The sequence below is a fragment of the Dietzia lutea genome (assembly GCF_003096075.1).
Lineage (GTDB): Bacteria > Actinomycetota > Actinomycetes > Mycobacteriales > Mycobacteriaceae > Dietzia > Dietzia lutea.
Genome location: NZ_CP015449.1, coordinates 3,662,470 through 3,682,596 on the forward strand (window position 1 = coordinate 3,662,470; position 20,127 = coordinate 3,682,596).

A 20,127-nucleotide genomic window follows, 5' to 3' on the forward strand; every position below is an offset into this window, starting at 1 on the left:
AATGAACCCCACAGCGACGAACCACCCGCCCACCACCACGGGGCGTCGCCGTGTCCCGGCCGTCATCGCACTCGCGATGGCGGCCGGGGTCGCACTCTCGGCCTGTTCCGCCGACCCGGACGGCGAACCGGTCGCCCCGCCGGCGGCGGCGTCGAGCACCTCGTCGTCGTCGACGACCTCCTCGTCCCCCACACCGACCCGCGACGCCGCCGAACCGGTCTCCGCGCCCGCCACCACCGCCGCGCCCACCTCGCCCGCGCCCCCGCCGCAGCTGCCCGCCAACGTCGTGGGCGCCGGCGGACCGTGCCAGATGCTCGGCGAGGTCGCCCAGGCCGAGGACGGGTCCGCGCTGTTCTGCACCGAGGACCCGCGCGGCGCCGGCCCGTTGTGGCTACCCCGCGCCGGCTCCGCCCCGGACGCCGGCGAGGGCGGGGGCGGACTCGCGGAGGCCACCGGCCAGCCGCGCCCCGGCGGACCGTGCGCACAGGAGGGTCTCGCCGTGACCGGTGCCGACGGCGCCGTCCTGACCTGCCGACTCACCGGCGGCGCGGACGTGCCCGGCGGCCTCTACTGGCAGTAGGACCACCGTCTCGCGCGGTCACATCGGTTGCAGGCGTCGGCCTGCACGGATTGACTGGGCAACATCTGACCCCCTGCTCAACCGGAGGCCCCGATGACCCAGACACGGTTCGCCCATATCGAGGTCGACGACGGTGTGTACGCACCGCAAGACGATTCCTGGCTGCTCTGCGACGCACTCGAGGACTGCGACGTGGTCGCCGGTAGGCGCGTGCTCGACATCTGTACAGGCAGCGGCATCCTCGCCATCGAGGCTGCGCTCAAGGGCGCCCGTGAGGTGGTCGCCTACGACATCTCCCCCGCCGCGGTCGCCTGCGCGTCCCGCAACGCCGAGCGGGCCGGCGTCGATGTCGACGTCCGCCTGGGCACGCTCTCCGACGCCCGCTACGCCGGGCTCTTCGACGTGGTGGTGTCCAACCCGCCGTACGTCCCCTCCGACGCCCCGCTCGAGGGCACCGGCCCCAACCGGGCGTGGGACGCGGGCGCCAACGGGCGGGTCGTGCTCGACGAGCTGTGCGAGCTCGCCCCCGACCTGCTCGCGCCCGGCGGGACCATGCTCATCGTCCACTCGGAGTTCTCCGACCCGCCGCAGACCGTCCGCAGGATGGAGGAGGTCGGGTTCACCGCGCGGCCGATCGCCACGCGCACCGTCGACTTCGGGCCCGTCATGACCTCGTACGCCGAGCGCCTCGAGGCCGCCGGTCTGCTCGAGCCCGGACGGCGCGAGGAGGAGCTGGTGGTGATCCGCGTTGACCGCAGCTGAGCGCGGAACTCGAGACGCCCGGCGCGTCCGGATCGTGCCGGGCGGCCCCATCCTGGTCGAGGGCCCGGTCGACATGACCACGCCCGACGGGCACCGGGTGTGCTCGGACCGCTTCACGGTGGCGGTGTGCGCGTGCCGACGCAGTAAGAACTACCCGCTGTGCGACACCAGCCACCGCCGCAAGGTGCGCCCCACCGACACGGACGACGCGCAGGGCTGACCCGCCCAACCAGGAATTCGCTACTCCGAGTAGGGATCCGCTACCCCTGCGGGAGTAGCGGATCAGGAGCGGGAGTAGCGGATGTGGGGCGGTGGCTGCGTCGGCCCCGCACCCCGCCGGGGTCGTCGCGCGTCAGGGCAGGAGCGAGGACTCGCCGCGCTTCCACCCCGCGAGCATCTTCTCGGCCGCGAGGTCGTCGAGGTAGTCCAGCGTCCGCATCCCGAACACGATGTCGGCGGCCAGCCCGGGCTCGCGTCCGACCAGGTCGCCGACCACGTCGTGGCGCATGACCTGCTCGTGGACAGCGTCGGCCTCGACGTGCTCGGCGTAGAAGCGCACGCACTCCTCGGGGGCATCCATCCGCCGCAGGCCCGCCACGAGACGCGCGGAGCCCGGCGACGAGGTGATCTCGATCGCCGCGAAGTGCCCGATCGCGGCGCCGCGCAGCGACCTGTGCAGGCCGAACATCGACATGAGGTTAACCGTCGACAGCGTCTCGGCCGACACCCGGTCGAGGTAGCCGAGGTACGACGGGTCCAGCCCGGCCGCGCTCATGAGGTCCGCCCACAGCTGCTGGTGGACGCGCTCACCGCGGCCGCCGCCGAACTCGTCGAACTCGACGGCCACGAACGACGCCTTGGCCTGACCCTGCAGCCGCGGGATCGCGAACGCGTGCGGGTCACCCTCCTTGAGGTGGTACAGCGAGCGGTGGGCGAAGTACTCGCGGATCTGGTCCCAGGTGCCCTCGTCCTTGAAGTACCACGACGGGCCGGTGCCGGAGGTGGCCTCGACCGACATCGCGTCCATCTCGGCCACGGGGTCGTCGCCCGGCTCGACCGCGCCACGCAGGTGCGCGAGGAACAGTCGCTCGAGGTCCCGACGCATCCGCAGGATCTCCGGCTCCCACTCGAGCTCGGCATCGACGCGGTCGAAGCCCCGGTAGTGCAACTCGTAGAGGGTGTACAGCGCCAGCTGGAGGTCGCGCCCCAGCGGGTCGGCGCCGGGCGGGACCGCGGGCAGCGCCGTGTCGCCCGTGGACAGCGCCTGCACGACCGCCTCCGACAGGGGGCCGCAGGCGGTGGGGAGCGGGGGCGCGAGAGTGGTGGTCGCTGTCATGCCCCTTGTCTACCCCTTCGGTCCGCGGTCCTCCACCTCGACGGACCGGCGCACACTCTCGTTGCCAGCGGCGTCGCGGTGGCGGATCTCGTCGTCGTCGACACCGTTACCAGCCTCGCCGCCGACACCGCCGCGGTCACCACCTCGGCCACCACCGTCGCCGTCACCGTCAGCACCGCCCCCGTCGCCGTCCTCGTCGCCCCCGTCGCCGTCCTCGTCGCCGTCCTCGTCGTGCTCACGCTCGATCCGCTCGTGCTCCCTCTGCTCCCCCTCGTCGCCCTCCCGGTTCTGGTAGCTGTCGAACATCTTGCGCCGTTCGTGCCACCGCAGGCTGTAGGTCGCTTCCCGGATGGCGTCCTCGTCGTCGAAGTTCGACCCGAGAGCGCCGGCGAACGCACCCAGGCAACTGGACAGCCAGGCCAGGTGAACGTAGTCGAGCAGAACCACAGGCCGACCGAGCTGGGACTCGAGGTAACCGGCGTCCATCACGGCGATCGCGAGGAGGAACATCGCCACCAGCAGGCCGACGTACATGATGCCCACGCCGGTTCCGACCGTGAGCACGGTGGCCGCGTTGTCCATCCGCCGGTTACCCGGGGTCAGGGCGTCATCGGCCCGCGTCCACAGGCCGTTGCGCATGATGAGCCACAGCATCAGCGTGGAGACCCCCATCGCGCTGATGAGCAACAGCCTGAGCGGATGCAGCTCCACCGCCAGGGACGCGACGCTGCCGTAGAAGATGCCGAAGGCGCCCGAGCCCGCACCGGCGGCGACGACACCGGACAGGGCCGTCATCATCCGGGTGGGCTTGTTGTTGTGCACCATGCCCAGGAGCAGCCTCGTCCTGCTGACGAGGCCGTGGCTCTCGGCGGGTGGCAGATCGTCGGTGGTGGGCGCCCCCAGGCCGGTCCTGTGAGTGCCCGAACGCACCAGGGCCAGGGCCAGCGACCGGAGCTTCGAGCGCACCCGGAACGCACCGAGGACGGGCACACACACCAGCGCCGCCGCGGTCGAGTCGCTCACGTCGTACAGCACCGGCACTCCGTCCGGGTGGGTGGCCAGGTCGGTCAGGTAGAGCACGAAGTCCCAGCCGTGCTGTTGCAGCAGGCGCGGAGTGTGCTCGGTGAGCCGAATCTCGCCGTCCGGACCGAGCGGGAGGGTCTCCTGGTCGACGTCCACCCTCCACTGCCCCCCGAGCTCTCGCGCCAGGTCGTCACAGAGGTCGTCCGCGATCGCCAGGGCCACCCGCCGGGGCACGCCGGGATCCGCCATGAGGCCGACGGTCGCGTACGACTCGGCGTCGGTCGGTGTCTGCTCGTCCACCCCACCATCATGCTGATCGCCGGGCGCCGCGCGGCGGATCGGTTCTCGCTCTGCCCCATACCGGGCGGAGTCGGCGCGAATCGGTTGCGGCGTCCGGGGGTCTCGCGTTACATGGGGCCCGTACGCGAGTACAGGAGGTGGCATGTCGGAGTCGGAGTACCAGCAGTCCGGGCCGGATCGGCCCCGGGGACCGAGGCCCGAGCTGGCGAAGTACGGCTCGCCGCTCAACTGGCCCGTGTTGCGCCAGCTGGCCGGTTCCGACCTGCTCGGCCGCGGCAGCGCCACCCGGTCGCGCCGCTCGCTGGAGATCACCCCTCGTACGAAGACCGCCGACAAGGTGGTCAAGAGCGTTTGCCCGTTCTGCGCGGTCGGGTGCGGTCAGGACGTCTACGTCTCCGACGGCAAAGTCGTCCAGATCGAGGGCGACGACAACAGCCCCATCTCGCGCGGACGCCTGTGCCCCAAGGGAGCGGCGAGCAAGCAGCTCGTGACCAATCCCGAGCGGATCACCACGGTCCTCCACCGCAAGCCCTACGCGACCGAGTGGGAGGAGCTCGACCTCGAGACCGCCGTGGACATGGTCGCCGACCGCGTTCTGGCCTCCCGCGAGGAGTTCTGGGAGGAGACCGACGCCGAGGGCGACACCGTCCGGCGCACCCGCGGCATAGCCAGCCTGGGCGGGGCGACGCTGGACAATGAGGAGAACTACCTCATGAAGAAGCTCTACACGGCGCTCGGCGCCATCGAGGTGGAGAACCAGGCCAGAATTTGACACTCCTCCACCGTTCCCGGTCTGGGAACCTCGTTCGGGCGTGGTGGTGCCACGAACTACCAGCAGGATCTCGCCAACGCTGACTGCATCGTCATCCAGGGATCCAACATGGCCGAGGCCCATCCGGTGGGCTTCCAGTGGGTCATGGAGGCCAAGCGGCGCGGCGCGACGATCATCCACGTCGACCCGCGGTTCACGCGCACCAGCGCCCTCGCCGATCTCCACGTGCCGATCCGGGCCGGCTCCGACATCGCGTTCCTCGGCGGGCTGATCAACCACGTCCTGACCACCGACTCGTACTTCCACGAGTACGTACGGGCCTACACCAACGCGTCGACGATCATCGGCGAGGAATTCCTCGACACCGAGGACCTGGCGGGCCTGTTCTCCGGGTTCGACATCGAGGACCGGACGTACGACTTCGAGTCGTGGCAGTACGAGGGCCACGAGAACGATTTACCAGACGAGAGCGGCAGCGGGGCTGATGAGAGCGACGACGAGCCGACCGAGGTCGGCGGCGCCGCCGGTGCCCGCGCATCGGCGACCACCACCGATCCGAACACGGACGAGACACTGCAGCACCCGCGCTGCGTCTTCCAGATCCTCAAGCGACACTTCAGCCGCTACACCCCGGAGATGGTCGAGCGGACCTGCGGGATCGCCACGGAGGACTTCCTGCGGGTCGCGCGGGCGCTGACGGAGAACTCGGGACGCGAGCGCACCGCGGCGTTCTGCTACGCCGTCGGCTGGACCCAGCACACCGTGGGTGTGCAGTACATCCGTACCGCGGCGATCCTCCAGCTACTGCTCGGCAACATCGGTCGACCCGGCGGCGGCATCATGGCGCTGCGCGGGCACGCCAGCATCCAGGGATCCACGGACATCCCCACGCTGTACGACCTCCTGCCGGGCTACCTGCCCACGCCCAACGCCCATCACCAGCCCGATCTGGACAGCTACATCGGCACGGACGACGAGGCACAGGGCTTCTGGGGCCACATGCGCTCGTACACCGTCAGCCTGCTCAAGGCGTGGTGGGGCGACGCGGCCACGCCCGAGAACGACTTCGCCTACGACTACATGCCCAAGCTCACGGGCAAGCACGACTCGACCGCGACCGTGCAGCGGCAGGTCAACGAGGGCGGCGGCGGCTACTTCCTGGTGGGCGAGAACCCGGCGGTCGGTACGGCCAACGGGCGTATGCAGCGCGCCGGTCTGGCCAACCTCGACTGGCTCGTGGTCCGCGACCTCGTCATGATCGAGTCCGCCGACTTCTGGAAGAACGGTCCGGAGATCGAGACCGGTGAGATGCGCACCGAGGACATCGGCACCGAGGTGTTCTTCTTCCCGGCCGCCAACCACGTGGAGAAGAAGGGCACGTTCACCAACACCCAGCGGCTCCTGCAGTGGCGCCACCAGGCTGTCGAGCCGCCGGGCGACGCACGGAGTGAACTGTGGTTCTACTACCACCTCGGGCGTCGCCTCAAGGAGAAGCTGGCCGACTCCACCGATCCCCGCGACCGGCCGCTGCTGGACCTGACGTGGGACTACCCGATGGAGCACGGGACCGACGAGCCCGACGCCGAAGCGGTGCTCGCCGAGATCAACGGACGCGGCCCGGACGGCGAGCCGTTGTCGGCGTTCACCCAGCTCAAGCCGGACGGCTCGACCGCGTGCGGCTGTTGGATCTACTGCGGTGTCTACGCCGACGGCGTGAACCAGGCCGCGCGGCGCAGGTCGCGGCACGAGCAAGGTCCGGTCGCGCCGGAGTGGGGTTGGGCCTGGCCGGCCAACCGCCGCATCCTGTACAACCGCGCCTCGGCGGACCCCGAGGGCCGGCCGTGGAGCGAGCGCAAGGCGTACGTCCGCTGGGATCCCGAGGCCGGCGACGGGGCCGGCCGCTGGGTGAGTGACGACGTCCCCGACTTCGAGGCCGACAAGTCGCCCGACTACATCCCGCCGGACGGCGCGGTCGGTCCGGAGGCGATCGGCGGCGCGCAGCCGTTCATCATGCAGGACGACGGCATGGGCTGGCTCTACGCTCCCCGCGGTCTCGCCGACGGTCCGCTGCCCGCGCACTACGAGCCGCCGGAATCGCCCGTGGCCAACCCGATCTACCCGGATCGGGACGCCAACCCCGCACGGTCCATCCGTCCCGGCCGGTACAACGAGACGCAGCCGTCGCACGGCGATCCGGGCGCGGACGTCTTCCCGTTCGTCTTCACGACCTACCGCCTGACCGAGCATCACACGGCGGGGGCCATGAGCCGGACGCTGCCGTACCTGTCCGAGCTGCAGCCGGAGTTCTTCTGCGAGGTCTCCCCCGAGCTCGCGCGGGAGCGGGGCCTGGTCAACGGCGGGTGGGCCACGATCGTGACCGCCCGGTCCGCGATCGAGGCCCGCGTCCTGGTGACCCGACGGATGACGCCGCTGCAGATCGACGGCCGGACCCTCCACCAGATCGGCCTGCCGTACCACTGGGGCGGCAACGGTGTGAGCATCGGTGACCCGGCCAACGACCTGTTGCCGCAGCAACTCGACCCCAACGTGTCCATCCCCGCGACCAAGGCGACGAGCTGTGACATCGTCGCGGGACGTCGCCCGCGTGGCCCCGCGCTACTCGAGTTCGTCGAGGAGTACCGTCGCCGCGCCGGCGTGACCCCCGAACCGGGAACGGAGAGCTGAACCATGTCCGCCTTCCTGTCCGACCTCGGACGGTCCTTCTTCGGTGACATCGATCCGGCCGAGGACAACGGCTATTCGGATCCACCGCCGCGCAAGGGCTTCTTCACCGACACCAGCGTGTGCATCGGCTGCAAGGCCTGCGAGGTGGCGTGCAAGGAGTGGAACCTCATCCCCGAGGACGGCGTCGAGCTGTCGGGGATGTCGTATGACAACACGCAGGCGCTGGGGGCGTCGACGTGGCGGCACGTCGCGTTCATCGAGCAGGAGGTGCCCGCGCGCGTGGCGGAGGCGTCCGTCGCGCCGGCGCCGAGCGCGCCCGTCGACCTGGGCATGCCCGCGCCGACCCTGCCCGGTGACTCCCCCGACGCCGCCGAGCCCACCGACTTCCGCTGGCTGATGGAGTCGGACGTGTGCAAGCACTGCACCCACGCGGCGTGCGTGGACGTGTGCCCGACCGGTGCGCTCATGCACACGGAGTTCGGCACGGTCGTGGTGCAGAACGACATCTGCAACGGCTGCGGGTACTGCGTGAGCGCGTGCCCGTACGGCGTGATCGAGCGGCGCTCGGGGCCGGCGGGGAACCCGGCGGTGGGCATCGCTCAGAAGTGCACGCTCTGCTACGACCGCCTCACCGAGGGCCAGACCCCGGCCTGCGCCAAGGCGTGCCCCACCGACTCGATCCAGTTCGGTGATCTCGACGAGCTCCGCGAGCGGGCGGCCGGCCGACTGGACCAGCTGGTCGAGGCCGGCGAGCCCAACGCCCAGCTGTACGGCCACGACACCCGCAACGGCGTCGGCGGCACGGGCGCGTTCTTCCTCCTGCTCGACGACCCCGAGGTGTACGGGCTACCGCCGGATCCCGTGGTGACGACGCGGCACGTGGGGGCGATGTGGCGCCAGGCGGCGCTGGCGGCCGTGACGCTGTTGGGCGGCGCGGTGGCCGCGTTCGCCGCGGGAGGCGGGGCCTGATGGCCGACGACGACAAGGCGGACGTCCCCGGAGGGCCGGGGCAGCGTGCCCGGACCCGCCGGAGAGGCCGCGGGGGCCGCGAGCAGCTCGTGGTGCCCCCCGCGGAGTTCCGGTCGTACTACGGCAAGCCGATCGTCAAGGCTCCGCCGTGGAAGTACGACATCGCGGCGTATCTCTTCCTCGGCGGGCTGGCCGGTGGCTCGTCGCTCCTCGCGGCCGGTGCGGACCTGGCCGGACTGCCCAATCAGCGCCGTTCGGCGCGGATCGTCGCCCTCGGTGGGATCACCGGCAGCCTGTACTACCTGGTCCACGACCTGGGGCGCCCGGAGCGGTTCCACCACATGCTGCGGGTCCTCAAGCTCACCTCGCCGATGAGCGTGGGCACGTGGATCCTCTCCGCGTACGGACCGTTCGCCGGGCTGGCGCTGGGTCAGGAGATCGTGCCGCTGCTGCCCGAGAAGCTCGCCCGGCGACTGCCCACCGAGCTCATCAGCCGGGCGTCGCGGCCCGCCGGCCTCGTCGCGGCGCTCGCCGCCCCGGCGGTCGCGTCCTACACGGCGGTGCTGCTCACCGACACGTCCCTGCCGAGTTGGAGCGCGGCGCGCCGCGAGCTGCCCTTCGTCTTCGTCGGCAGTGCCGCGGCCGCGTCCGGCGGGGTGGGCCTGTTGCTCAACCCGCTGGACGAGAGCGGCCCCGCCCGTCGGCTGGCGGTGGGCGGCGCCGCGCTCGAGCTGACCGCCGACCAGATCATGCAGCGATCCATGGGCATCACCGCGGAGCCCCTGCACGAGGGCCGGGCCGGGAAGTACCACCGGGCGGCGCAGGTCCTCACCGGCGCCGGTGCGGTGGGCGCGGTCCTCGGCCGGCGCAGTCGGCTGCTGTCCGCGGTGTCCGGACTGGCGATGGCCGCCGGGTCGGCGTGCACGCGGTGGGCGGTGTTCCACGCGGGCATGGCCTCGGCGGACGACCCGAAGTACGTGGTGGTGCCGCAGCGTGAGCGCCGGGACGCCCGCGGTGGCGGCGAGGCCTACGCGGAGCAGGTGGGCGACGACCGGGCCCGCTGACGACGACGGCGGCGGCGGCGGCGGCGGCGGACGAGCGTCCGCGGCACACCGCCCCCGCGGCCAACCGGATCAGGTGACGACGTGGCCCTCGTCGCCCTCGCGGCGGGTGAGCCCGCGCGCGGCGAGCGCCTCGAGCAGCGGCATCACCACGCGCCGCGAGGAGTTCAGATGTGTCCGGGCCGTGCTCGGGGTGAACGGCTGCGGCAACTGGCGCAGCCGGCGCACCGCCTCGTCGACGACGTTGGGACCCAGCCAGACGCCGGGTCCCAGTCCGGTCAGCAGTCCGGCGCGCTCGCACGCGGCCAGTTCGCGCGGCCCGAGGCCCAGCTCGGCGAGCTCATCGGCGGTGGGCGCGTCGAACGGGGCGACCCGCAGCCGCTCGGCCACCTGCTCCGCGGCGGACCGGACCTTCTCGGGCAGAGCAGCCGCACCGGCCGTCACTCGACCGCCCTCCGTACGCAGCGACGCGGCGGCGGGCTGCGCGAGCACCGCCTCCAGCAGCGCGGCATCCGGCAGGTCGAGAGCGCGACGCGCGGCCTCCGTGGGCAGCCCGGGGTCGAGGGGGTCGTCGCGGTCGTGCCCGCGGACGGCCTCGACCAGGCGACCGGCCAGCGCGGCCGCCCACTCCGGGTCGATGAGCCACCCGCGGTACGCCTCACCGACGGGCGGGGCGGACACGCCCCACGCCCGCAGGTCGTCGAGGTGCGCGACGCCCCGGCGACGCAGCTCGGACTCCAACTCCGGCGACTCGGGCACCTGCGCGAGCCCGGCCGCCCTCCGGCGGGCGGCCCCGCGGCGACGCAGCTCCGGGGGCGCGGGGTCGAGGACGACGGCTCCCGAGGGGATCCGGTCCGCGCCCGGTTCGCGCAGGATCAACCGGTCCCCGATCCGCATCGGCAGCGGCTCGGAGATCGTCAGCCGCGCGTGGCGCTCGTCGAGGGGCCGGACGCGCGCGGCCACCGCCGCCGAGCCGAGATGCACCATGACCTGCTCGGGCAGCGCGTCGGTCCCCCCGTCGACCCGCACGTCGACGGTGTCGACCGCCCGCCAGCGACCCGGCGCGACCAGGGTGCTGCCCCGCGGGACGTCGTCGGCGGCGACTCCGCGGAGGTTCACGGCCACCCGCGCCACCGCGGTCACCTCGTCCCTCTTGTGCCCGAGCGACTGCAGGCCGCGCACGGTGACGCGCGGACCCGACGGCCCTAGCTCGAGCGAGTCGCCCACGCGGATCGTGCCGGCGGGCAAGGTCCCGGTGACGACCGTGCCGGCGCCGCCGATCGTGAACGAGCGGTCCACCCACAGGCGCACGTCGGCGTCGGGATCGGGCCGGGGCAGGAGCGAGCCCAGTTCTGCCAGTTCGGCGCGCAGCCGGTCCAGGCCCTCGCCGGTGACCGCGGAGACGCACACGGCCGGAATGTCGGCGAGCGGGGTCCCCGCGAGCGCTTCGCGGGCCTCCGCCAACGCGAGCTCCGGTTCCAGCAGGTCGCTGCGGGTGATGACCAGGATCCCATGCCGCACCCGCAGGGCCGCGAGCGCGTCGAGGTGCTCGGCGGACTGCGGCATCCAGCCGTCGTCGGCCGCCACGACGAACATCACCGCCGGCACCGGCCCCACCCCGGCGAGCATGTTCGGGACGAATCGCCGGTGCCCGGGGACGTCGACGAACGCGACGGTCCGGCCGTCGTCGAGGGTGGTGGAGGCGTAGCCCAGGTCGATCGTCAGTCCGCGGCGCTGTTCCTCCTCCCACCGGTCGGGCTCCTCGCCCGTCAGTGCGCGGACGAGCGTCGACTTGCCGTGATCGACGTGCCCGGCGGTGGCCACGACGAACATCAGGCGAGCGCCCCCACGCGGAGCACGAGCGCAGCGAGCTCGTCGTCGTCCCCCGGAGGCAACGCCCGCAGATCCAGGAGGCACCGGCCCTCGGTGACCCGCCCGAGGACGGCGGGGCGGCCGGCGCGCAGCGCGTCGGCGAAGGACTCCGGCAGGGACACCGCGGCGCTGGGGAGCTCGACGCCCGGTGCACCGCCGCCGCCGACGGCCGCGACCGACCGCACGGCCCGCGCGTCGACCCCGGCCTCGTGCAGGCGGCCGGCGATGCGCTCGGCGCGCGCCAACAGCGCGACGGGGTCGGCCTCGAGCCCCACCACGACGGGCGGGCGCGGCCCACGCAGCGTCGCCTCGAGCGCGGCGAGCGTGAGCTTGTCGACCCGCAGCGCGCGGGCGAGTGGGTGGCGGCGCAGCCGGTGGACGAGCTCGGCGTCGCCCGCCAGGACCCCGGCCTGCGGCCCGCCGAGCAACTTGTCGCCGCTCGAGGTGACGAGGTCCGCGCCCGCGGCGAGCGTGGTGGTCATGTCCGGCTCGTCGGGGAGAGCGGGATGCGGCGTCAGCAGGCCCGAGCCGATGTCGACGACCAGTGGCACGCCGAGGTCTCGGAGGTCGGCGGGCGGGACGGACGAGGTGAAGCCGCTCACCACGAAGTTCGACGGGTGCACTTTGAGGACGAACGCGGTGGACTCGTCGATGGCGCGGGCGTAGTCCTCGGCGGTGACGCGGTTGGTGGTGCCCACCTCCCGCAGGCGCGTGCCCGTGGACTCGAGCAGCTCGGGCAGGCGGAAGCCGTCGCCTATCTCGACCATCTCGCCGCGCGCGATGACGACCGTGCGGCCCGGGCCGCCCAGCGCCGTCACGGCCAGCGCGAGGGCGGCCGCACCGTTGTTCACCACGTGCACGTCACCGGCCGTCGGCACCGCCGCGCGCAGGGCGTCCAGCGCTCCGCGACCCCGCCTGCCACGGCGCCCCGTCGCCAGGTCCAGTTCCACGTCGTTGGTCCCTGCCGCCTCGGCGAGTGCCCGCACCGCGGCCCCGGACAGCGGCGCCCGGCCGAGGTTGGTGTGCAGGAGGACCCCGCTGGCGTTGAGGACCCGCGTCAGGGTCACCGCGGCGGTGGGCAGGGCCGCGGTGACGACGTCGACGATGCTCACCGGGTCGAGGTCGCCCGTGCGGGCCTGTTGCTGGGCGCGCCGGATCTCGGCCTTGACCAGCTCACGCCCCAGCTCGGTGACAGCGGCCGCGAGCCGTGGGGCGCGGAGCAGCACGTCGGTCGACGGGATGCGTCGACGCGGATCGTCGGCGGTCGCCGGGACCGGCACCGAGGGCGGATCGTCGGCGGCGGAGCGGGCCTGCACCGAGCGCGGATCGTCGGCGGCGATCCGCGTGGGCCCCGCGGGCGGCTGCTCGGCGATCGTCGCTCCCCTTTACGAACGGTTGTGGCGGAGGCGGACGGGAATCGAACCCGCCTGACCGAGATACTCGGCCACGTCGGTTTTGAAGACCGCGGGGACCACCAGGTGCCCGGACGCCTCCCTGCCACCACGAGGGTAGGCGTTCCGCGCCGGACGTGCCCGTCGATCCTCGAGCGAGGGTGCCCGCCGGTCCTCTCGCGTGGGTGCCCGCCGGTCCGGGCGGGTGGTGGCCCGCCGAGCCGGGGCGCGTGGTGGCCCGCCGGGCCGCTCGCGTGGCTAGGGTCGGGGCATGGCCACCGACACCGCTTCGTTCCCTGACCGGCTGACCTCGTACGCGCACGGCGGCGGATGCGCCTGCAAGATCCCGCCCGGCGCCTTGGAGAACGTCGTCTCCGGGCTCGTCGGCGCCCCCGTGCAGGATCCGGCGGCCCAGCTCATCGTGGGACTGGACGACGGCGACGACGCCGCGGCGGTCCGGATCTCCGGCGGCGTCGCGGTGATCAGCACGGCCGACTTCTTCACGCCCGTCGTCGACGACCCGTACGACTGGGGCCGGATCGCGGCCGCCAACGCGCTTTCGGATGTCTACGCGATGGGCGGCACGCCGATCGTGGCGATCAACCTGCTGTGCTGGCCGATGGACGTGCTGCCGTACGAGATGGCGGGCGAGGTGCTCCGCGGTGCCCAGGACGTCGCGGGGGCCGCCGGGTGCCACGTTGCCGGAGGGCACAGCGTCGACGACCCGGAGCCCAAGTACGGCATGGCCGTCACCGGTACCGCCGATCCCGACCGGCTGCTGCGCAACGACGCCGGGCGCGCCGGGGTGCCACTGTCGCTGACCAAGCCGCTGGGGATCGGCGTGCTCAACAGCCGGCACAAGAACACCGGCGCGGTGAGCGCGGAGGCCGTCGAGACGATGACCCGCCTCAACGACGTCGCCTCACGACAGGCGCTGGCCGCGGGGGTCGAGTGCGCGACCGACGTCACCGGGTTCGGGCTGCTCGGCCACCTCTACAAGATGGCCCGGGCCAGCGGGGTCTCGGCGGTGATCGACTCGGCCGCGGTGCCCTACCTCGAGGGGGCCCGCCAGGCGCTCGCCGACGGGTTCGTCAGCGGCGGGACGCGCCGCAACCTCGACTGGGTGCGCCCGCACCTGGACGCGGGGGTGAGCGAGGACGAGCTGCTGCTGCTCGCCGACGCCCAGACCTCCGGCGGACTGCTGGTGGCCGGCGAGATCCCGGGCGCTCCGGTGATCGGCGAGCTCGTCCCCGCCGACGACGCGGCCATCACCATTCGCTGACCTGGCGGGCGAGGTGGCTGCCGTCACCAACCGTTGTGGCGCCGGACGAGGGTGCTGGCACCGCGTGCGAGACGGGATGGCGTGCAATGAGGGCGCGCACCTACCGCCAGATGCGCTGCCCGATTGACCCACGCTGCGCGACTGGTCCCGCGAGGCAGCGTAACCCGGCTGGAACCGGGCAATCCGGCAGCGCGGGCCGAACGGGCAGCGTAAGCGCGGCCTGATGCGCTGCTGGAATGCACGGTACGGTACGGCCGGCCCGCGGGCACAGAGGACGCACAAGTGCCGCAAAGTGCGCTGCCGAAGCGCACGCCGAGGCCGATTCGGAGAGCCGGGCGGGCCGGCACCGCAGGCCGGGAAGCGCGGGCTGGGCGGGCCCGCCCGGCCCGCACCGCGGTCGGTCAGGCGCTGCGGTCGAGGCGGGCGAACTCGTTGAAGATGCGGGCCCCGTGGAGCAACGCCCGCTCGTCGAGCACGAAGCCCGGGTGGTGCAGGTCCGTCTCGTCGCGCTCGCCGTCCCAGACGCCCAGCCGCAGGTACACGCCCGGGATCTCCTCGGTGTACCAGGCGAAGTCCTCGCCGCCGCTGGACTGGTCGGCCGTGCCCACGCCCTCGGGACCGAGCACGGCCTCGACCGCGCGGGCGGCCAGCTCGGCGCACTCGTCGTCGTTGACCACGGGCGGCACGCCCTGCACGTAGTCGACGTCGACCCGGACGCCGTACAGCGTGGCCAGGTGCTCGACCGCGTCGCGGACGAGCGGCTCGGCGGTGGCCCAGACGTCGCGGTCGGCGCTGCGGAGGGTGCCCCACAGTTCACCCGAGTCCGGGATGACGTTCGGCGCCGAACCGCCGGCCTTTATCGACCCCCAGGTGAGGACCGTGCCGGAGCGGGGGTCGATCCGCCGGTCGACCACGCCGTTCAGGCCCAGGACGATCTGCGCGAGCGCGTGGACGGTGTCCTGCGTCTCGTGTGGCCGCGCCGTGTGACCGCCGGCCGAGTGGACGTGGACGCCGATCTTGGCGTTGGACGAGGTGATGGGCCCGCCGGTGACGCCGACCTCCCCGACGCGGCGGTGGGGGTCGCAGTGCAGCGCGATGATCCGGTCGACGCCCTTGACCACACCCTCCTCGACGCATGTCTTGGCGCCACCGGGCATGGTCTCCTCGGCGGGCTGGAAGATGAGGCGGACCGGGCGCGGCGGCGGGTCGGCGACCAGCATCTCCGCCGCACCGAGCAGCATCGCGGTGTGCCCGTCGTGGCCGCAGGAGTGGCTCACGCCCTCGACCTCGGAGGAGAACGACTCCCCCGACTCCTCGGACATGGGCAGGGCGTCGATGTCGGCGCGGAGCGCGACGACGTCCTTCGCGGTGGCTCCGTCGGCCGCCGGCACGTCACACCACAGACCCGTGCCCAGCTCGAACTCGCGCGGCTTCAGCCCCATCCCGCGGAGCTGCTCGGCGATATAGGCCGTGGTCTCGGACTCCTCGAACGACAGCTCGGGGTGCGCGTGGATGTGGCGCCGCCACTCCACCAGGCGCTCCTCGAGACCGCTCGGGTCCCGCTTCTCGTTGTCACTTCCGGTCTTTCCGCGTCCGAACATCGAACACCTCCTGACAGAACTGGACCACCCGGTCGCCGAGCAGCTGCCGGTTGGCCAATTTCACGAATTCATGACCCTCGTCCTCGAAGATCAGCACGTCCACCGGTACGTCCCTGTCGCGCAACGCCTCGGCCGCCTGCTCGCTCTCGCTGGGCGGCACGTTGGTGTCGTTCGCGCCGTGGACGAACAGCATCGGCACGTCCACCCGGTGGAACCGGCGCAGGGGCGAGACCTCCCTGAGCAACTCCTGCTCCTGGAGGGGATTGCCGTACTTGGGATAGGCGGCCGCCGCGACCCACGGTTCGGTGTCGCGGTAGAAGGTCCGCATATCGCTCATCCCGCACGCCGCGATCCCGCCGCACCAGCGCCCGGCGTGCCGCACGAGCGTGGCGTTGACGAGGTACCCGCCGTAGGACCGCCCCGCGACCACCGCGCGGTCCGGGTCGGCGATGCCCTCGTCGACGAGATGCAGCAGCGCGTCCTCGACGTCGTCGATCCCGGCGAAGCGACCGTAGCGGTCGTCGGCGTGGCTGAAGAAGCGCCCGAACCCGGTCGAGCCACGGACGTTGGGGGCGAAGCACGTCACCCCGATGTCGAGCAGCCGCCGGGCGACGTCGTTGTACCCCGGCCGCGACTGCCCCTCCGGTCCGCCGTGCAGGTACACCACGGTGGGCGCGGGCTCGCCCTCCGGCGCGGCGCGGTACAGCCAGCCGCTCAGCTCGAGGCCGTCGCGGGCGGTGAACGTCACCAGCTCGGGGGCCGGGTCCGGCTTATGCGGGCCACGGCCGGTCCACCGGCATCGCTCGACGTCGTACATCACCACCCGGGGCGGCTCGTCGAGGCTCTCGATCGTCACCGCGAGCAGCCGACCGTCCGCGGTGATGGTGGGCGACGTGGCCACCACGTCGGGCAGGGGCGGCCGGGCGATCACGCGCGGCCGGTCGGACGTGATGTCCAGGACCTCTAGCTCGGAGAGCCCTCCGCGGACGTTCCACAGCAGGACGGCGGTCGAGCGGTCCAGACTGACCTCGACGTTGTCGAGGTCGGCGTCGTCGCGGTAGGCGAGCGGCCACGACTCGGTGCCGTCCTCGCCGGCCTCCACCGCGAGCAGGCCCGTCCGCTCGGCGGAGTGATCGCTGCGGACCACCATGCGCATCGGCCGATCCGGCCCGCCGGCGTCGAGGATGACCCCGGCGTCGGTCGTGGCCCCTGTGTCGACGGGCAGCAGCGGCCACCACCGGCCGTCGGGGACGATCCGCAGCAGCTCGCGGATGCCACGGGCGCCCACCCGGAACAGGGCGGCGCCGTCGCGGGCGTGGACGAGCGCGCCGCCCATCCGCCGGTCCACGACCGTGCTCTCCCCCGACTCCGGGTCCACGAGCCGCCCCTCGGCGACGCCCTCGGAGTCGAACGCCGTCACGGCGAGCAGTTCGCCGTCCCAGCACACGATCTGCACGGTCGCGTCGCCCCACGTGTCCACGGCGTACGCGCTGTGGTCCGCCGGGTCCGTGGTGACCAGGAAGATGCGCTCGCGCTCACCGCCGTCGGGCGCGACCTCGCAGGCGAGCCACTTGCCGTTGGGTGAGTACGCGACCTTGCGGACGGGACCGTCGATGGGCAGGACGACGTCGCGCTCCGGGCCGGCGCCGTCCAGCCCACCCGGCCCGAGCGGCCGCTGCACCGCCCGCGGGTAGCCGGTCCGTTCGGTGACCACGCACGCCAGCATCGACCCGTCGGGCGACAGGCACGGTGACGACGTGTGCCGGATGTACTCCGGGCCGCCGACCGCGTCCTCGGGCGACCCGGCGACGTCCAGTGACTCTCTCTCCTCTGTGACCTCGGTGATGTCAGGCACGGTGGATCCAGGTGTCCTTCCCGCCCCCTCCGCTGGAGGCGTTGACGACCATGGTGCCCGCGGGCGCGACGCGTGTCATCGCGACCGGCGGCGCCTCGGCGACGATCTGCCCGGCCGCGTCGCGGCTGAGCATGACGAACGCCCGCATGTCCACGTGGCGACGCTGCAGTTCGTGCCCGTCGAACGTCGGCAGCGTGGACAGCGACTGCACCTCCTGCGCCACGAACCGCGAACCGTCGCGGCGCAGTTCGTCGCGCCGCTCGTCGAGCTCCCGCGGCGAGCACTCCGGGCCCACCGTGATGCCGGACCCGCCGTAGCCGTCGATGGGCTTGACCACCAGCTCGCCGAGCCGGTCCAGCACCTCGCGCCGCTGCTCGGGATCGGAACACAGGTAGGTGTCGACCTGGCCGATCAGCGGCTTCTCACCCAGGTAGAAGTCGATGATCTGCGGGACCCGCGCGTAGATGGCCTTGTCGTCGGCCGCCCCGTTGCCCGGCGCGTTCACCACGGCCACGGCCCCCTCGGCCATCGCGCCGAGCAGCCCACGCCGCAGGCGCACACCGTCCGCGCCGTCCGACGACAGCAGCATCTCCTCGTCCATACGGACGTAGAGCACGTCGATGGGGTGGCGGCCCTCGTCGTCGTCGCCAAAGACCTTCCCGTCCGAACACACCAGGCGGTCCGGCGTCACCACCACGGCGTCCACCGCCTCGGCGGCGTGGATGAGGTCGAAGGCCTCCAGCTCGTCCTCGGCGACCACCACGGCGATCCGCGGATCGTCCACGCCCTCCGGCGCGGCCGCGCGCAACGTCCTGCCGAGCAGCTCCAGACCCGCGCGCGGGTCGTGCACCTCGGAGCGCGCGCCGAACTCGGGGTAGCCCTCGGTGATCCGGTCGCGCAGCGCGACGGCCATGGCCAGGCCGCCCGGCATGCGCAGGTTGTCCTCGAGCACGATCCACTCGCCCGGCCCCGTCGAGACCAGGTCGGCGCCGCACACCGGGGCGTGCAGCACGCCCTCGGGCACCGCGCGGCCCGTGGGCCGGAACCCGGGCGCCCGCTCGAGCGCCTCGGGCGGCACGATCCCCGCCCGCGTGATCTCGCTCGGGCCGTAAATGTCCTGGAGGAACATCTCCATCGCGCGGGCGCGCTGCTCGAGCCCGGCGGAGATGCGGCCCCACTGGTCGGCGGGCACGATGCGCGGCACGGCGTCCAGCGGGAAGACCTGCGGCTCGTCGTAGCCGTACACCTTGAGCGTGATGCCGAGGTCGCGCAGCCGGTCGTCGACGCCGGCCTTGCGGTCGCACAGGGTTTCGGGGCCGAGGTCGGAGACGGCCTTGAGCACGTCCACGTACTCGGGCCGCGGCGCGCCGTCGGCAGTGATCGCCTCGTCGTGGACGTCCTCGGTGACGGCCTCGCCGAGCGGCGAGTACGAGGACAGCATGGAGCGCATGCCGCGGTCGTCGGACACGGCGCGCGGCCGCAGCCGGCCCGAGGTCTCGGCGAGCAGCACGGACACCACGTCGCCGCGCCGGCCGCGCCGCCGGTGCGCGGCGCGCTGCCGGGCGGCCGAGGTGCCGGTCGCACGGACCCCGTCGAGGAGGTCGCGCACGAGGTCGGCCTCGCCGGTGGCCTCGATGTGCGACCCGAGGTCGGCGACCAGGTCGACGAGCACCTCGGTGGCGGGCCGGGGCGCACCGGAGACCACGTCCACGAGGTCACCCTCGAGGCCTGACCGCGCGGCGCGCCAGAACGCCGCGTCCAGCACGGCCGGGGAGGGGTCGTCCCAGGGGCTCTCACCGTCGGCGCGCTCGGCCAGGAGGGTGTCGACTGTCGCGCGGAACAGGGCGGCGACGACGACGAGGGTGTCCACGGTGCTACAGGAGTCGCACGCCCGGAATTCGACCCCGGCGCCGTCCCGGGACGGGCGGATGTCGATCTCGAGCGCCTCCCGGCCCGGCACGACACCGGTCCCGACGAGTTCGTCCTCGGCCGCGAGCAGGCCCTCGGCGGTGTCGGTGGCGAACGCGGTGACGTGGGCGGGCGACCAGCGGGCCTCGAAGGTGCGGGTGGAGGCGTAGCCGGAGTCGGTGCCGTCGGCCCAGTAGGGCGAGCTCGCACTCATGGCCAGCAGCGTGGGGGCCACCGCGACCGCCCGTCGCGCGACGTACTGGGCCTCGTCCGCATCGGCGACCTCGACCACCACCGAGAAGCGGGCGGCCGCGCGGGTCTGCGCCTCCCGGCCGGGGCCGGGGTGGAAGTCGCCGGGTCCGGGGTCGAACTCGACACCCGGAGAGGCCAGCGAGCCCGCGGCCACGATCCCCATGTGTGACGTCTCCGCGGCCTCGCCGAGGATCCGACGGTTGCGCCGGATCTCCTCGGCGAGGTCGTCGAGCCGCGTGTGCGCACCCGCGTGGGACACCAGGAGGGCACCGTGGTGTGCGGACGACGCGGCGTCGGCACCGCCTGCGGCGGTGTCGGCGCTGTCGGCACTGTCGGCCGAGTCGGCGCTGTCGGCGAGGGTGGCGAGCACCTCGGGCGCGCGGCGCACCGGTCGTCGGGTCCGGAGGTCGACGAGGTGGAGCTCCTCCTCGACCCTGATCCATCGTTGTCGCTGGGTCATGGTTCCAACGCTAAGGGA

The 20,127-nt window shown here is 73.0% G+C and carries 14 protein-coding genes and 1 tRNA gene; 7 read left to right on the forward strand and 8 right to left on the reverse strand.

All coding sequences use genetic code 11. The features are described 5' to 3' along the window. Position 1: 1 nt before the first annotated feature. The 3 genes from A6035_RS18340 (at position 2) to A6035_RS16865 (ending at position 1,562) form a co-directional block, all read left to right on the forward strand. Entirely contained in the window at positions 2-580 is a 579-nt protein-coding gene (locus A6035_RS18340; RefSeq protein WP_162534016.1) for a hypothetical protein, read from the forward strand. A 93-nt stretch (positions 581-673) separates the two neighbouring features. Then, positions 674-1,342, forward strand: coding sequence for a HemK2/MTQ2 family protein methyltransferase (locus A6035_RS16860; RefSeq protein ID WP_108848881.1), 669 nt, complete (start codon positions 674-676; stop codon positions 1,340-1,342). Continuing rightward, positions 1,329-1,562 carry a CDGSH iron-sulfur domain-containing protein gene (locus A6035_RS16865; RefSeq protein ID WP_108848882.1) on the forward strand — a complete coding sequence of 78 codons (234 nt, stop codon included), beginning with the start codon at positions 1,329-1,331 and terminating at the stop codon, positions 1,560-1,562. The genes A6035_RS16860 and A6035_RS16865 overlap by 14 nt, the downstream gene beginning before the upstream one ends. Before the next feature lie 132 nt (positions 1,563-1,694). Here the strand turns inward: A6035_RS16865 and A6035_RS16870 are convergent, their stop codons facing one another. Beyond that, the gene (locus A6035_RS16870) at positions 1,695-2,678 is read right to left on the reverse strand and encodes an iron-containing redox enzyme family protein (protein ID WP_108848883.1); all 984 of its coding nucleotides are present in this window, start codon (positions 2,676-2,678) and stop codon (positions 1,695-1,697) included. 9 nt (positions 2,679-2,687) lie between these two features. Then, positions 2,688-4,001 (reverse strand): hypothetical protein, encoded by a 1,314-nt coding sequence (locus A6035_RS16875; RefSeq protein WP_235026613.1) that lies wholly within the window; start codon positions 3,999-4,001, stop codon positions 2,688-2,690. Between the two features lie 202 nt (positions 4,002-4,203). Between A6035_RS16875 and fdh the strand changes: the two genes are divergently transcribed. The 3 genes from fdh to nrfD are packed head-to-tail and all read left to right on the forward strand — an operon-like array spanning position 4,204 to position 9,491. Then, complete coding sequence (gene fdh, locus A6035_RS16885) at positions 4,204-7,458, forward strand: formate dehydrogenase (protein WP_235026614.1); 3,255 nt, start codon at positions 4,204-4,206, stop codon at positions 7,456-7,458. Positions 7,459-7,461: 3 nt separating this feature from the next. Continuing rightward, entirely contained in the window at positions 7,462-8,427 is a 966-nt protein-coding gene (locus tag A6035_RS16890) for a 4Fe-4S dicluster domain-containing protein (RefSeq protein WP_108848885.1), read from the forward strand. Beyond that, positions 8,427-9,491, forward strand: a complete 1,065-nt coding sequence (nrfD, locus tag A6035_RS16895; RefSeq protein WP_108848886.1) for an NrfD/PsrC family molybdoenzyme membrane anchor subunit — start codon at positions 8,427-8,429, stop codon at positions 9,489-9,491. The genes A6035_RS16890 and nrfD overlap by 1 nt, the downstream gene beginning before the upstream one ends. A 69-nt stretch (positions 9,492-9,560) precedes the next feature. Here the strand turns inward: nrfD and selB are convergent, their stop codons facing one another. The 3 genes from selB to A6035_RS16910 form a co-directional block, all read right to left on the reverse strand. After that, entirely contained in the window at positions 9,561-11,321 is a 1,761-nt protein-coding gene (selB, locus tag A6035_RS16900; RefSeq protein WP_208635550.1) for a selenocysteine-specific translation elongation factor, read from the reverse strand. Then, positions 11,321-12,583, reverse strand: coding sequence for an L-seryl-tRNA(Sec) selenium transferase (selA, locus tag A6035_RS16905; RefSeq protein WP_244192607.1), 1,263 nt, complete (start codon positions 12,581-12,583; stop codon positions 11,321-11,323). Before selA ends, selB begins: the two co-directional genes overlap by 1 nt. 175 nt (positions 12,584-12,758) lie before the next feature. Next, positions 12,759-12,854 (reverse strand) — tRNA-Sec (locus A6035_RS16910). A gap of 168 nt (positions 12,855-13,022) precedes the next feature. On the opposite strand from A6035_RS16910, the gene selD reads away from it, so the two are divergent. Further along, positions 13,023-14,033, forward strand: a complete 1,011-nt coding sequence (selD, locus tag A6035_RS16915; protein ID WP_108848887.1) for a selenide, water dikinase SelD — start codon at positions 13,023-13,025, stop codon at positions 14,031-14,033. Positions 14,034-14,434: 401 nt separating this feature from the next. Here the strand turns inward: selD and A6035_RS16920 are convergent, their stop codons facing one another. Genes A6035_RS16920 through A6035_RS16930 form a run of 3 tightly spaced genes read right to left on the reverse strand, consistent with a single transcriptional unit; the run spans position 14,435 to position 20,109 of the window. Further along, positions 14,435-15,634, reverse strand: coding sequence for an amidohydrolase (locus A6035_RS16920; RefSeq protein ID WP_108848888.1), 1,200 nt, complete (start codon positions 15,632-15,634; stop codon positions 14,435-14,437). Beyond that, a complete protein-coding gene (locus A6035_RS16925) occupies positions 15,606-17,489 on the reverse strand; it encodes an alpha/beta hydrolase family protein (RefSeq protein ID WP_108848889.1) in 1,884 nt (627 codons plus the stop codon). Before A6035_RS16925 ends, A6035_RS16920 begins: the two co-directional genes overlap by 29 nt. Beyond that, positions 17,482-20,109, reverse strand: coding sequence for a glutamate-cysteine ligase family protein (locus tag A6035_RS16930; protein ID WP_108848890.1), 2,628 nt, complete (start codon positions 20,107-20,109; stop codon positions 17,482-17,484). Before A6035_RS16930 ends, A6035_RS16925 begins: the two co-directional genes overlap by 8 nt. Positions 20,110-20,127: the final 18 nt, after the last annotated feature.